The sequence below is a fragment of the Petrotoga sibirica DSM 13575 genome, assembly GCF_002924625.1.
Classification (GTDB): Bacteria; Thermotogota; Thermotogae; order Petrotogales; family Petrotogaceae; genus Petrotoga; species Petrotoga sibirica.
The window spans coordinates 1-14414 of the sequence record NZ_JAHC01000023.1; the positions used below are offsets into that span (position 1 = coordinate 1).

At 31.2% G+C, this 14414-nt stretch carries 16 protein-coding genes; 11 read left to right on the forward strand and 5 right to left on the reverse strand.

The window, feature by feature from the left end; translation table 11 throughout:
- Positions 1 to 353 precede the first annotated feature (353 nt).
- Positions 354 to 2921, forward strand: coding sequence for a TIR domain-containing protein (locus AA80_RS06470; RefSeq protein ID WP_103876977.1), 2568 nt, complete (start codon positions 354 to 356; stop codon positions 2919 to 2921).
- Positions 2922 to 3110: 189 nt separating this feature from the next.
- Here the strand turns inward: AA80_RS06470 and AA80_RS10355 are convergent, their stop codons facing one another.
- Complete coding sequence (locus tag AA80_RS10355) at positions 3111 to 3239, reverse strand: hypothetical protein (RefSeq protein ID WP_280522622.1); 129 nt, start codon at positions 3237 to 3239, stop codon at positions 3111 to 3113.
- A 171-nt stretch (positions 3240 to 3410) separates the two neighbouring features.
- Here AA80_RS10355 and AA80_RS06475 point away from each other — a divergent pair, with 171 nt between their 5' ends.
- Positions 3411 to 4169, forward strand: a complete 759-nt coding sequence (locus tag AA80_RS06475) for an AbiU2 domain-containing protein (protein ID WP_134080084.1) — start codon at positions 3411 to 3413, stop codon at positions 4167 to 4169.
- A 118-nt stretch (positions 4170 to 4287) separates the two neighbouring features.
- Here AA80_RS06475 and AA80_RS06480 read toward each other — a convergent pair whose 3' ends face one another.
- Positions 4288 to 4545, reverse strand: a complete 258-nt coding sequence (locus tag AA80_RS06480; RefSeq protein WP_341805512.1) for a transposase — start codon at positions 4543 to 4545, stop codon at positions 4288 to 4290.
- Here AA80_RS06480 and AA80_RS10500 point away from each other — a divergent pair.
- From AA80_RS10500 to AA80_RS06495, 4 genes are all read left to right on the forward strand, one after another.
- Positions 4526 to 4612, forward strand: a complete 87-nt coding sequence (locus AA80_RS10500; RefSeq protein WP_425014521.1) for a hypothetical protein — start codon at positions 4526 to 4528, stop codon at positions 4610 to 4612. The genes AA80_RS06480 and AA80_RS10500 overlap by 20 nt on opposite strands.
- A 240-nt stretch (positions 4613 to 4852) precedes the next feature.
- On the forward strand, positions 4853 to 5080 hold the full coding sequence (locus AA80_RS06485) for a hypothetical protein (protein ID WP_103876979.1): 228 nt from the start codon (positions 4853 to 4855) through the stop codon (positions 5078 to 5080).
- Between the two features lie 471 nt (positions 5081 to 5551).
- The gene (locus tag AA80_RS10045) at positions 5552 to 5728 is read left to right on the forward strand and encodes a hypothetical protein (protein WP_166667832.1); all 177 of its coding nucleotides are present in this window, start codon (positions 5552 to 5554) and stop codon (positions 5726 to 5728) included.
- Positions 5703 to 6146: a hypothetical protein gene (locus AA80_RS06495; RefSeq protein WP_103876981.1), complete on the forward strand. Its 444-nt coding sequence runs from the start codon at positions 5703 to 5705 to the stop codon at positions 6144 to 6146. The genes AA80_RS10045 and AA80_RS06495 overlap by 26 nt, the downstream gene beginning before the upstream one ends.
- 435 nt (positions 6147 to 6581) lie before the next feature.
- Here the strand turns inward: AA80_RS06495 and AA80_RS06500 are convergent, their stop codons facing one another.
- Positions 6582 to 6824 carry a hypothetical protein gene (locus AA80_RS06500; protein WP_103876982.1) on the reverse strand — a complete coding sequence of 81 codons (243 nt, stop codon included), beginning with the start codon at positions 6822 to 6824 and terminating at the stop codon, positions 6582 to 6584.
- A gap of 158 nt (positions 6825 to 6982) precedes the next feature.
- Between AA80_RS06500 and AA80_RS06505 the strand changes: the two genes are divergently transcribed.
- The 4 genes from AA80_RS06505 to AA80_RS06520 all read left to right on the forward strand — a co-directional run bounded on the left by AA80_RS06505 (position 6983) and on the right by AA80_RS06520 (position 11260).
- Positions 6983 to 7555 carry a hypothetical protein gene (locus AA80_RS06505; protein WP_012209109.1) on the forward strand — a complete coding sequence of 191 codons (573 nt, stop codon included), beginning with the start codon at positions 6983 to 6985 and terminating at the stop codon, positions 7553 to 7555.
- Positions 7556 to 7760: 205 nt separating this feature from the next.
- Positions 7761 to 8972, forward strand: a complete 1212-nt coding sequence (locus tag AA80_RS06510) for a glycosyltransferase family 4 protein (RefSeq protein WP_103876983.1) — start codon at positions 7761 to 7763, stop codon at positions 8970 to 8972.
- Positions 8965 to 10416, forward strand: a complete 1452-nt coding sequence (locus AA80_RS06515; protein ID WP_103876984.1) for a lipopolysaccharide biosynthesis protein — start codon at positions 8965 to 8967, stop codon at positions 10414 to 10416. Before AA80_RS06510 ends, AA80_RS06515 begins: the two co-directional genes overlap by 8 nt.
- A gap of 319 nt (positions 10417 to 10735) precedes the next feature.
- On the forward strand, positions 10736 to 11260 hold the full coding sequence (locus AA80_RS06520; protein ID WP_103876985.1) for a VanZ family protein: 525 nt from the start codon (positions 10736 to 10738) through the stop codon (positions 11258 to 11260).
- A gap of 95 nt (positions 11261 to 11355) precedes the next feature.
- Here AA80_RS06520 and AA80_RS06525 read toward each other — a convergent pair whose 3' ends face one another.
- Positions 11356 to 12327 carry an Rpn family recombination-promoting nuclease/putative transposase gene (locus AA80_RS06525; RefSeq protein WP_103876986.1) on the reverse strand — a complete coding sequence of 324 codons (972 nt, stop codon included), beginning with the start codon at positions 12325 to 12327 and terminating at the stop codon, positions 11356 to 11358.
- Positions 12328 to 12773: 446 nt separating this feature from the next.
- On the opposite strand from AA80_RS06525, the gene AA80_RS06535 reads away from it, so the two are divergent.
- The gene (locus AA80_RS06535) at positions 12774 to 13136 is read left to right on the forward strand and encodes a hypothetical protein (protein ID WP_103876988.1); all 363 of its coding nucleotides are present in this window, start codon (positions 12774 to 12776) and stop codon (positions 13134 to 13136) included.
- Positions 13137 to 13749: 613 nt separating this feature from the next.
- Here AA80_RS06535 and AA80_RS06540 read toward each other — a convergent pair.
- Positions 13750 to 14379, reverse strand: a complete 630-nt coding sequence (locus AA80_RS06540) for an Rpn family recombination-promoting nuclease/putative transposase (protein WP_244903571.1) — start codon at positions 14377 to 14379, stop codon at positions 13750 to 13752.
- Positions 14380 to 14414: the final 35 nt, after the last annotated feature.

Genomic DNA, 14414 nt, shown 5'->3' on the forward strand with positions numbered 1-14414 from the left:
TATTCGGTTAGCCATAGCACCTATTTAATTAAAAAGATTTTAAATATTTTCTATTAAAAAAATCTTTATTTAACCATACTTCTAGGTTGAAAGTAGCGGTTGTTGTTTATTCAGGTTACTATTTTTCTTTTTAATATTTTTTGCTGTATAATTGTTATGAACTCTCAGTTCTTGATTTTGTGATTTGTAATGATAGTTTTGTAATTTATAATGATAGTTAGGATTATATTTTTTCCCGTTCTTTACCAGCGAATATATTATTCTCAACTATCTTGAAGGCATTAGAAATTGGTTAAAATACGTAATTCAAAGTTTCAAAAAAGAGATTAAAATAATGACAGGAGGGTAGAGCTATGGAACAGAATAAGAAATTAAAACTTTTCATTAGCTATTCACATCATGATGAAAAGTCCTATATTGATCAATTTAAAAAGCATATTCACACACTGAAAGACAATGGGTTAATAGAGGATTGGTATGATCGAGAAATTTTAGCAGGGGAAGATTTTCAGAATAAAATTAATAATAATTTAGAGGATGCAGACATTATCTGCTTGTTTATCTCTAAAGAATTTCTTTCCTCGCCAAGCTGTAAGAAGGAAAAAGAGAAAGCCTTGGAATTGAGAAAAAAGAAAGGAATTTCAGTTATTCCAATTATTTTGTCTTCTTGTGAATGGTTGGATGAAGAAGATATTTCTAAATTACTTGCTTTGCCTGCTGACGGAAAACCTATTTCAAAGTTTGAAGATCCAGACGAAGCATGGCTTGGTGTTTACGAGGGATTAAAAAAGATAATTGAGAAAGAAATAAAATTCAAGAATTTAAAGATAACAGAAGAATTCGAAAGTTTTCTGCAGGATACAGAGATGTTAACCAACGCACATTCTGAAAAAGAAAGAGTTTTATTAGATGATATATTTATGCCCCCTGATTTAGATAAATTTAATGATTTAGGAGAACATGAAGAGATAAGCTCAGAAGAATTATTTAAAAAGCTTTTAGATTATCCAAGAATTGTTATAGCAGGAGAAAATCAATCGGGCAAAACATCGCTATGTAAAGTGATGTTTAAGGAATTACGAAAGAGGAATTTTGTTCCTGTATATATATCTGATGAAAAGGATCAATTTAGAGGACGCATAGAAAATAAAATATTGGAGTCATTTCATAAACAATATGATGATGACGGGTTTGATATAAATGAAATTGATAAAGAACGAATAATCCCAATAATAGACGATTTCCATTTTGCTAAGAATAAAGAAAAACATGTTAAAGATTTATCTGTATATCCTCGCTGTATCCTCATTGTCGATGATATCTTTAGTTTAAACATTGAAGATGAAAAACTTCTAGCCTCATTTACTCGTTTTAAAATAAGCGAATTTAAACCAACTTTGAGAAATGAATTAATTAAAAAATGGAGGAGATTAACAGATAAAGAAATTAGAGATATTGATTACAGGGATATTGACAGAACTACAGAACTTATAGATTCAACTTTAGGAGAGACAATTGGTAAAAAGATTATGCCCGCATATCCGTTTTTTATTTTATCTGCTATAGTTACTTATGAAACTTTGGCAATTCCACTTAATCAGGAGATAACTTCCCAGGGCTATTGTTATGAGGCTTTTATATACTTTTATCTGAGAAAGCAGGGCGTAAGAAATGATGAAATTGATACATATATGAATTTCTTAACAGAACTTGCCTTCTATTTTTACAAAGAAAAGAAGTATGAACTATTTCCAGATGACTTCACCTCATTTATGAAGTTGTATTTGGAGAAATATAATCTCCCAATAGACCAAAAAATTTTACTTAAAAACTTAAGTCTAATAGTTTCAACAGATAGTTTTAATAATTACTCATTTCGATATCCCTATCTTTATTACTTTTTTGTAGCCAAGTATCTCGCTGATCATCTTGAAAATGAAGGGATAAAGGAAGAGATAGAGAAAATAATGAACAATCTTCACGTAAATGAAAATGCTTATATTGCGGTTTTCATGTCTCATCATTCTAAAAATATCGGAATTTTATGCACAGTTGAACGTAATGTGCGAGGTTTATTTGACAAATATGAACCCGCAACATTGATAAAAGATGAAGTTAAGTTTTTTGATGAGCAAGTAGACAAAATTATTGAACCATCTTTGCCATCTGTTGATACAACACCTGAAACGGAAAGAAAGAAAAGATTAAGAACGCAAGATAAGCTGGAGCTATCTCAAAACGCTGAAGAACAAGAAAATAGCGATAAAGAGGATTCTTTAGGAAGAGATTTAAGAAGAGCTATCAAAACTGTAGAAGTCATGGGAACTATTATCAAAAATCGAGCAGGCTCATTAGAAAAAACGAAACTGGAAGAGATATTTTTGGATGGGATGAATCTTCATTTGAGAATTTTATCTAGTTTCTTTGATTTAATAAAAGATAAAGAAGGACAGGAGGCTATAATTGATTTTATATCAGTGAGGTTAAAAAAGATTATAAAAGAAAGTGATGAAAAGAAAAAGGAATTAAATAGAGAAGATTTGAAAAAAATGGCAAGAATGATTTTTTGGAATCTAAACTTCTTTATTGTGTACGGTTTTATTAATAAGATTGTCCATTCTTTGGGTTCCGATAAATTGATTAAAGTTGAGGAGGAAGTTTGCGATGAAGTAGGCACCCCGGTATCTTTTTTAGTAAAACATGGAATTTTAATGTGGTACAATAAAAATTTACAAGTTAATGAACTTGCGGTAAGGATCAAAGAAAAGGATTTTTCTAAATTGGCAGAAAGAGTATCGAAATTAATGGTCGTTGATTATTGTTCTTTACATCCAATTGATTATAAAGATAGACAACGAATAGAAAACAAATTGAGAATTTCCACAAAAAAACTATTAACAAGAGGTTATAAAGGATCATAATAAAATTCATATTATAACAAGCTGATCCTTTCTACTAATTATTGAATCCTATTTATGATCCTCAACTCTTTCAACGTTTTTTGATCTCAACATCTGTTTGAATTCATTTACGAGATTTATTATGCTTCAACAACTGGGCACATCTGAACGATCAATTCACAGCTAATATACTTTTTTAGTTGACTTACCTCAATACAGACAGATCACTCCTTTCTTAGCTGATTTCATCCAAATCATCATTCTATCTCCTGATATCTCATGTTTAACGTATTTAAAGTCCTCACTTAACAAATTAACTATTTCTTCCATCCTTCTCATCCTCTTTTAAGTGATTTTTATCCATTGTATCCCCTGAGGTTAATCAATCTAACCATTGATGGAAAAAACCGTATTCGATTAGCCATAGCAACATTGCAATATTATACCTACCACCACTGATTAATTAATTTATGAGTTATAATGTGATAAAAGGGGTGGTTATTTATGTGTTTGGAACAAATAGAAAATAAATTTAAAAAATTCAGAGAGAAATTTATTGACGAGTTAAAATTATTAGATTCAAAATATAGCATATTTATAACTATTCAAGATGCCAAAGAAAATAAAATTGAAGGATTAGAAGTGGCACCTGTATTTTTTTCTGTCATTGAAAATTCTTTAGTTTCTGATTTAATAATTTCCTTGAGCAGATTATACGAAGGATATAACCGCGATGGATCTAACAAGAGAAAACAACAACAATATACAATTAAAGAGTTTTTAAATTTCTTGGAGAGCCATCCTAAGTTTACAAAAAAATACAATATAGAATTAGAACAAATCGAAGCTCATAAAAATGATCTTGAAGAGAAGAAAACTTTAATCAAAAACATATTTAAATGGAGAAATAAATACTATGCTCATGCTGATTTTACTAAACTAGAAAAAATTAAAAATACCGCAAAAGTGAAATATGAGGATATTAGATGTTTAATTGATTTTGCCTATGATATTTTAAATTATTATTTTGTTCAATTTGATGGAATTAACCACGGTATAGACCTCGATTACAATAAGGACTTGAATAATTTGTTAGATATGACAATTAGGTATAAAAAAATTAGAAAAGAGTACTTTAAAAACAGGAAAAACATTCAAAATTTTATTAAAAGTAATAAAACTAATGATGTTCGTAATTTTCTCATAAAGTTAGAACAAATTATTTTTGGTTCTCTTCCCAAAGGTGTAGATAGAAAAAAGGAAACTTGAACAAATAATCTGGTGTTATATAGGTGGCATGGCTAACCGAATACTAGGTCATTTTACTGTTTGCCACTCCTTATCCTTATCTCCCGAGAAAAAGAACTTTCTGTTTCAGTATCTCAAATTAGCTTCTTCCATACATTATCCCTTTAATAACTTTCAGTTTATTCACAGAACCTTCTGCTAGTCCATTGTTGTATTCATATATAATAGCATTTCTAATCGCTTGAATATCTCTTTTTAAACCATTCACAAATTTATCTATCTTTCTGAACTTTAGATTATTAGCTTTTTCTTGAAAAGTGTACCACCCTATCACACAAATCCTGTATAATGAATTTGGATAAAAAATTGTACGATTTTTGTATTTTAACAAACACAAAAGTCAAAGAGCGATAGCAAAAGAAATGGGGATACACAGAGCGACGGTTAAAAGAGCTATCAAGTAAGGAAGATAGAAGAGAAACTTGGTATGAATCAAAAAGAAGGATAAAGGAAGCAAGGGTAGACACATAAGTATAGCGATGAAGAGTCTTTTGAACTGAGCCGTATTATCTGAACTCTTCTTTTAATTTTTGTTATTGGCTTTTAAAAAGGTAGCTTCCCTATAAGTTATAATTTAAATGTGTTGATAAAAAATAAAGAATGAGGAAAAACTAAATGAAAGAGATTTTTTTAGAATTAGTTATTTGATTAATAGGAGTTATTATAAAGACTTATTTGCGCTAAAAAGTTTTTCAAATCAAGATACTATTTCTACGGTTGATTCTATTGCTGATAAAGATGTTCTCGAAAGTTTGTTTAGTTATGGCTTTATAGAAAATAGAGGGATCGATGGGGGTAATTCAAATTTAAATAGTGGAGGAACTATTTATAGTATTAATAGATATGGAATTATCGTAAGGGATATCCTTTAGTTTTATGAAAATGTATAGAAATGATGAATGCATTGAAATAATAATTGAAGATCATAAAAATATGAAGCAAAATTAAAAGACATCGAATTATGATCTAACCAATCTTTTTCACGGACATTTAATATTATCTAATGTGTTCTTTTTCTTTTTAATATTTTTTGCTGTATAATTGCCATGAGCTCTCAGTTCTTGATTTTGTAATCTGTAATGATAGTTAGGATCATATTGTTTCACCTCGCTTTAGTATTGTTTAAGGATCTGCCTTAATCCTTAGACCTCTTCTATGGCGTTCCCTTTTAATACGGCCTTGAAAGGTCAATCAAGTATCGGTGCCTTGAATTTTGCAAATTCTAATAGGATAAGGTTTAACCCAATAAAATATAAACATCAATCTATTTGGATAGAATGTACTGTAGATTACAAAAATGGTTTATCTAGAGGAACATGGAATTAGTTGTTAGTGGTGATAATATGAATGCTGATTTGGTATTTTCAATAAAGAATTCTGACCACAATAAAATTTATGTTGTTAGAGATAATAAAATACTTTTTCGATTAAAAATTAAAGAACCAGATAAAGACAAATATGATTCTTATGACGGGGAATTAGATATAATGATGGATGGAATCAAAAAATCATCCTTTTGATAGTTTGTATTTTCAAAGAGATAATCATAAAGAAAAGTTCAAAAAATCGATTTATAAGGTATCTTGGCATGGATTTAGTTATAATCAAAATGGAAATATAAAAATGCCAGTTATAAATCTCAAAAACCAAAAAAATCAAAAAGATTTAGAAATAAGACATGAAGGTAAAATTAAAAACGATAAATTGTTTCCATTTCCAATTTGTAGCTTATATATTCCTAAAAATTTTTTTGATAATTCAATAAAATTTCAAAAAATTCAAGATGAAATACCCAAGGACAATATAATTAATGTAAAAAAAGATGTTTTTTCTAGAATTGATTTTTTTATTTTGCCAAAAAATTATAGTGCAAATGACTTTTTTTTGACATTAGCGAGTTTGTTATATTTAATTTCAGATAATACTTTATTTTCTTGAGAATATCATGGTGAAGTTAGAAAACTGAAAAAATATCATCCTTACAAATCTTTTAAAAATTATCGATCATGATATTCTTTATAGAATAATAGAAAATGAAGAAACATATTTACCTGAGTTGGATAATACGTATAGCCTATTTTTACATAATCCAAATAATTCTTTTGATGTGCTATATAATAGATTAACAAAGATAGGGGAAGATAGATATTCTCTAAGAGATGAACATGATAAAGAATTAGAAAAAATAAAAAATATAGATAATAGCGACGATTAAAAAATTAAAAAGCAGGCGATTTGAAAAAAGAATTTTACGATTTTTGTATTTTAACAAACACAAAATACCCTCTTCAGAAATAGATAGAAAGTACAACTAAAAAAAGGTAAAATAAGTAAAGGCAATAAGAAAAAGAGCTAAAATATTAGGAAATTATCCTAAGCGCTCTTTGAAAAACTTAAAAAAAGAAACCAAATCCTTGACCTTCTGAACAAAGATAGCTCTAAGCAAAGCCCGAAGGGAGTACCTGTTCTGCCCATCTTATTATTGAAATCTGGGACAACGGACCAATCGATCATATCGATTAAATCGAGGAGATATTTAAATTCAGAATGTTCTTTCATATAATCAGAGTAGACGAAATTGAAGTACAGTTGAGAAGAGTTACCGTATGATGACAATTGAATGACCTTCTTACGAGATAATAAAAATGTGGTATCAAATAAATTATACAGTGAGGAGGTAAAAGTATAATATTGAAGGCATTAAAAATTAGTTACAATGCATGTTTTAGAGTTTCTGAAGACAGTAAAAATAAATTATTAAGGAGGTAACAGTAATGAAAGCTGGAGACTTCAAAAAAACAGTTTTAGATAATTTACAATTGAACATCCAGAATGGCAGTCGGGCAAGCATGGCGGATTACAAAAAAGCTTTAGACAAAATTTTAGATATAGCAGATGAAGCGGAAATACCTATTGAAGAAATTGAAGACCAATTAAGATATGTACAAGCCGAACCGGAAGATTGTGCAGAAAGTTTGACTAATGTCTTTGCAAGAGGACTGTTAGAATGGTATTTAGAAGAACCTGGTAGAATCTATTTCTTGGAAGGCGCAGTAAAAGAACTAGGGGCGCAAGATGGCTTCAGTATTTTATCAAAAGGCCAGTACCTATATTGGGTAGAAGTTTTATTAGAAGTAACCGAGAAAGGTTTGGAAGAAATAGAGGAACCAGATCTTATAAATATGGATTTAACAGAAACAGATTCGGAATTAGTAGATTTGGAAGAAATAGCAGAAACAGATTGGGATGATACAGATTTGTTAGAAGCAGTTTTGGAAGATTTGAATTTGGAAGAAACACCAGAAATAGATACAGAAGATCAAAATAACAAAGAAATAAAAAACTAAGTTTTATACTGAATCCCGACCTTATTGATGGTGATCTTTTCAAAAAAACATTTTTAAAGTTGCTATATTCGATGGAGGATTCACAGAAATATCAAAAGGACAATAATAAAATCAGAATAATAGTCAAGGCATTTGCATTTAATAAACGAAAAGCATTCTGATTTTTTGATATTGAAACTGTAATTACATTCGGAGTTGATAAATAGTGAAGGTACTGTTCATAACAAATTTGTTGCCATTTTCTCATAATCCTGCACGTGGAATTTTCATAACAAATAGGCTTAAAGCTCTACAAAGTTTTGATATAAACTTCGATGTTTATGGTATTATTTCTAAAGATTCTTTTGGAATAAAACTTTTGAAAAAGATTCTTTCTATACCAAGCGTAAATTCTACTGATTCATTTTATGAAGTCGATGGTGTAAAATATAAATATGCGTCTTTTAGTAGAAGTTTAGGTGATGTCTTTAATTCGAGAGTATTGAAGAAAAATAATCAAATTAAAGATTCAAAAGAAGTTGCAGAGGATCTGTTTGATAAAATTAAGGATAATGAGTTTGATATAATCCACGCACATGGGATGTATGAACCACCTGCTGGATTAGTTGCAAAACTGTTATCGCAAAAGTTAAGTGTTCCGTATGTAGTTACATGCCATGGTAGCGATATAAACTTAGCGATGCCTAAGGCAAAAGAATTGTACGTTGATGTTTTAGAAAATGCTGCCAAAGTTATTTTCGTGAGTAATGCCTTATTGAATAAAGCTAAATCATTTGGATATGCTGGTGAGAATTCTGTTGTTATTCCCAACGGAATCGAACCAGATATCTTTAAACCTTTGGATAAAGAAAAAATAAAAGAAGAACTGGAGCTGTCTAAAAAGGTTGTTGGGTTTGTAGGTGGTTTAAAGGAAGTAAAAAGGGCAGATAAATTGCCCGATATTTTTTCTTATATAACTTCAATCTACGATGCTGAATTTTTAGTTGTTGGAGATGGTGAGTTGAGAGAAGATATTGAAAACGAATGTAAGAAAAGAAAGTTGAAGGTTAAATTTGTTGGAAGTGTTTCTCATGAAGAGGTACCTTATTATATGAATGCTATGGATGTGATGATACTTCCAAGTAGGAATGAGGGATTTGGAGCTGTTATTATAGAAGCACAGGGGTGTGGGGTGCCTGTTGTTGGTAGCAGTAACGGAGGTATACCTGAGGCAATTGGAGATGGAGGAATAGTCGTCGAGGAAGGGGAAAACTTTGAAAAAAGGTTTGCTGAATCGGTTGTAAAGTTGTTAGAAAATCCAATTGATGAAAGTTATTTAAGAAAAAGGGCTTTGAGCTTTTCGTGGGAGAGTATTGTAGAAAAGGAAATAGAGGTGTATAATGAAGTCTTAAATAGATTTGGAGGAAGTAATGCCTAAAGAGAGAGAATTTATTAAATCTTTTTTTCAGTTTTCAATAGGTCAATGGATAGCTGCTTTGATTTCTTTCATCACTACTCCTATTACCACTTGGCTTATAATCCCAGAAGAGTTTGGTAGGGCGTCGATGTTCACTTTGGCTTTCAATTTACTTCTCAATGTTGCACTTCTTGGGGCGGATCAGAGTTTTGTTCGGATGTTTTATGAAAGGTCTGAAGATAAGAGAAGGGATTTACTTTGGGATTCTTTGCTGCCTAGTTTGAGTATAGGCGTTGTGGTTTTTGTTGTAATTGGTATCTTTTGGAGAGAGCTTTCTTTTGTTCTTTTTGGGGATTATACTCATTTTCTTCCGATTTTTTTGTTGGGAGTTACCATATTAATTGGTATTTTAGAGAGATTTTCCACTCTTGCTGTTCGGATGAAAAAAAGAGGTATTGCTTTTTCTACGTTGAGGGTAGTAAACGGAGTAACAAATGCGGTTTTTACGATTTTATATGCATTATTCGTTTCAAGAAGCTTTTATGCTGTTATTGTTGGTTTGTTTTTTTCTCATATAGTTACCGCTTTATTAGCGATCTTTTTTGAAAGGGAATTGTGGTTTGGGAAGTTCAAGGTCAGTTTTAAATCGATAAAAGCAATTGTAAGATATGGGCTTCCTTTTGTTCCGACTTTTTTAATTACTTGGCTTTTTCAGTCGATAGATAGGTTGGCTTTAAGAAATTATTCTGATTTTACGGAGATAGGCTTGTATTCTGCTGCTTTCAAAGTGGTTGCGGTGATGAATTTAATTCAAGTGGGGTTTACTACTTTTTGGACTCCCGTTTCTTATGAGAGTTATGAAAAAGAGCCTGAGAGTAAGGGGATTTTTGAGAAGACTTCTGTGTTTATTGCTGCTGCAATGTTTGTATTTGGATTGCTGATTGTTGTGTTTAAAGACGTGATATTTTTGCTTTTAGAAAGTTCTTATAGGCAAGCTGCTGGGATTAGCTCTTTTTTGATTTTGATGCCTATTATGCAAACGGTGTCTGAAGTGACGGTTGTTGGTATCAATTTTATGAAAAAGACATATTGGCATATGTTGATAGCAAGTGTGGCAGCAGGGGTTAACGTGTTTGGGAATTTGATGCTTGTTCCTGTATATGGTGCAAAGGGTGCAGCATTTTCTACAGGGGTGTCATATATAGTTTTCTTTTGTATGAGGACGTTTATATCTATGAGTTTGTTCCCTGTGAATTACCATTTGGGTAAATTTTTTATTAGTACGTTTGTTTTTGTGATCGTTGCTTTTATAAACACTTTTGGTATTAATATGGTTTTTCAGGTTGTGTCTGCTGTTTTGGGTTTGATTGTTGTTATGTTTGTGTATAGAGATCAGGTGAAATATGTGTTCGGTTTGGGGATTGATTTATTGAGAGAAGTGAAGGAGAGGGTTGCTAGCAGGTGAGAAAATAGCGCCCTTCCCCCGCTCCCCACCCATGAGGAAAAGGAGCTTTGTTAGCACCCCTTTCACCCTGCTCCCCACCCATGAGGAAAAAGTTTTTTAGCATTCCGTTCACCCAGCTCCCCAACCGTGAGGAAAAGGAGCTTTGTTAACACCCCTTTCACCACGCTCCCCACGCATTTTTAAGGAATGGGCCCTACGGTCCCTTAAACTCGGGGGAGTAAGAAGGTTCCGACCTGCATCCTGTCCATCTTAGGCCACCTAACTTACTTTGGGGGTTTCATTTGAGGTGGTTTTGTTATAGAATAAAACAGGTGATTATATGGAAAGAAGAAAATATATACTAATATCATTAATTTTTTTAATTTTTTGGGTTGGAGTTATTTTGTTTTTTGGAACAAGAAATCCAGAGGAATCTTCAAATCAATCTTATTTTGTCTATAATGTTATTAAATCAATAGATAATGTATTTGATTTTTCAGATACAAAATGGTTTAGAGAGATAGAAGTATTTTTAAAGAAGTTGTGGCTTGGAGATCAATATGCTGATTCCATAGCACTTGTTAGAAAAAGTGCGCATTTTGGAATTTATTTTATACTTGGTGTGTTTTCTTGGTTGTTTGGATATTTGTATTCAAAGAGATTATTGATAGGGACTTTACTTGGAGTATCTTTACCAGCACTTATAGCTGCATTAGATGAATATTCTCAAGAGTTTGTTGGCAGAGGTTCTTCATTGAATGATGTTCTTATAGATATTTCAGGAGCTGTTTTTGCTAATATAATAATTCTGGTAATTTATGTGGTTTATAAAATTTTGAAGGGGATTTATCTAAGGCATAAATAAAACACTATCTTTTTTTAGATAGCGTTTGAAGTTACTAAATGAAAAGTGTACCACCCTATCACACAAATCCTGTTTAATGAATTTGGTAAAAAAGATTATTTCAATATTTCTTTTAGTTCTTCTATGGTTATGCTTAGAATGTTCTTCTTTATTTGGTTTATGGTTTCTTCATTTGCTTTTCTGATCTTTTCTTCTAATTTTTTATCAATATCTTTTCCAAACCTTTGGTTTAGAATCTCAATTATTAATTCTTTTCTTTCTTCAAGTTTACCTTTTTCCATTCCTTCATTCTTCAACTTTTCAGCTATTGTCATTATCAATTCACCCCTTTCATCCATTACTTTTTTCGCTACTTCTTCTACCTTTTCTATGTTTATATCGTCCCTTGTATACATTAAATAAAGCATACACGATTCAAACAATTCATCAAACGTCTTTTTGTCTTTTATCCCAACAAGAAATTCAAACGCCTTTATTAATTCTTCGTCAAACTTTTCTCCTGTTTTTACTCTTGCCACTCTTGTCGTTTGTAATATCGCCTTTAAATTTGCTAACCCTACTATACCTAATTTTTCTTCTGGTGAGAAATCATATATCTCATATTGGTAAGTAGGTATATATTGTTTCATTATTTCTGGTAGCTCTTCTATTCCTTCTATGAGATTTATTAACTTCGTCTCTATATTCCATTTGTTTTCTCCATTGTATATTACTAGTGGTATTATTATAGGTAATTTGTTCGTTTTGATGTTGTATTTTTCTTCCCATATTCTGAGTATGTATTTTAAAAGTTGTAGAAGTACACGCGGATCATTGTAGCTTTTGTGTTCAAACAGAATGTATATGTATCCATCTTGTCCATTTATCCTTGTTTTGTACAACATGTCTGAGTGGCTTTCTTTTAAATCTTCATCCACATAGCTTTTGTCTTCTTTGGTTAAATAATTTAGGTCTAGTACTTTGGTAATCTCAGAAGGTAAATAGTTTTCTAAGAAATTTTGAGCTATTTTTTTGTTACCAAAATGTTTTTTGAAGAAAGCATCGTGTGGGTTGTTTAATTCGCTCATCTTTTGCCTCGCTTTGTGCTATAGATTTTGTTTGTTCAAAATTAATTATACCATATGTTTTTGAAGGTATGCTATTTTATCACATAACTTCTGTATAATGAGTTTTAGCGCCCTTTCCCCGCAGCCCGCCCATAAGGAAAAGGATCTTTGTTAGTGCCCTTTCCCAGCTTTTCAACCATAAGGAAAAGGGTTTGTTTCTTTTCACACTGCGCCCGTTTTATTGAAGAACGTTCATCTTGTAGATTGCGAGAATGCTTTTGTTAAGTCAAAGAAGAATGTTTGGGTTGAAGGAAAGGGTATCATTTTAAAGACATCGATTTATAATCTAACCAATTTTTTTGCACTTATTCATCGAAAAGTGTACCACCCTATCGCACAAATCCTGTATAATAAATTTGAACAAAAAATTTTACAGGGGGAAACACCCCGAAGGGGGTTCAAGGAAGGTGATAGAGAAGGTACAATACAATTATATAAGATTTTTGTATTTTAACAAACACAAAAGTCAAAGAGCGATAGCAAAAGAAATGGGGATACACAGAGCGACGGTTAAAAGAGCCCTCAAGAACCCAGAACAGAAGTATCATATGAGCGTTGATAGAGATAAACCAGTAAATGGAGATTTTGAAAAACGCATCAAGCACTTGTTAGAATACAATTCAAAGCAACCCAAGAACCAAAAGTTAACCAAAAGACGTATATACGAACTCATCTGTGAAGAAGGATACAAAGGAAGTTATTCTTCCTTCACCTATCAAGTAAGGAAGATAGAAGAGAAACTTGGTATCAATAGCCGTAGCAAATGCTGAAGAGAAAGTATTTATGAAGTAAAAAAAGGCCAAAAAGGTGAAATTTATTTGATTTTATAGGAACCTTATATAGGACTTGTGTGAGAGGAAGGTATACTTGCATTTAGTAATTGCACCATCTGTTGGACCAATTGTCGCGATACTTTCTAAAACGCTTAAAAGTATGGGAATTGCTACTACAAAGTGGGGTGATAAAAAATAAACGATAAGAAAAAAGAAGAATTTAAGCTATTAGAAGATTTTTTCTGCGATTATTATAAAATTTTTGATGAGGATCTTTTTCCAAAAAATTATCAATTAGAATGTAGCGAATCTCCTGATTTCATAGTTGAGTTTGATAATCAAAAAATTGGAATTGAATTAACGAGAGCTATTGATGAAAAAATTATGAATAGTGAAGTTTTAAAAATTAAAATTTATAAAATTGTACAAAAATATATAAATGATACACTTTCTAAACGAAAAGTGTGCCCGATTATGCAAAGTTTGTCCGCCTGCCCATAAGGAAAAAAGCCTTTTCCATTTTACTCCGCAACTAACCTATGAGGAAATGGAAAAGGGTTTTGCCCTGTTAGCTATCCAAAAATATCAGATTGTGTTTCACCTGCTACCATTATTTCAATATTTCTTTTAGTTCTTCTATTGTTATTTCAAATATATTGTCGATTATTTGGTTTATTTTTGCTTCTTCAGCTTCTTTTATCTTTTCTTTCATCTCTGTGGTTAATTGTCTGCCAAATCGTTTACTTAATAACTTTATAGCTACTTCTCTTCTTTCTTCAAGTTTTCCTTCTACTTTACCTTCCAATTTAGCTTTTTCTCTATCTTTTTTTGCTATCTCTTCTAATGTGTTAAACATTTTTGGCACCTCCATTTCTTTTAGCTCTTCGTACCTTTCTTCTATCTCTTTGTAATCTGTCCTCTTTCTAAGCAATTCTAAGAATGCGTTCCTGTGTTTTTCAAACTTCTCTTGTTCTTCTTTCGGCAATTTCGATATTATATCTTCATTTATCATCTTTATCAACTCTTCTGCGTTTTTTATCCTTACGTTTGGTTTGTCCGTTAATAAGATTACTCCTAGTGCCTTCTTCATGTTTATTATCGTTTCTTCTTTTATATTACTTAAACTTATTAGTTCATATTCAGCTTTTATCAAATACTCTTCCATGTTTTGTATCTTTGTTATCTTGTCTTTCACATCCGTTGGTGATGTCCATTTCGCTTTTCCATCGTAAAAGACCATCCCTTTAGTTCAGTTTGTTCACGTTTTAAATCTGT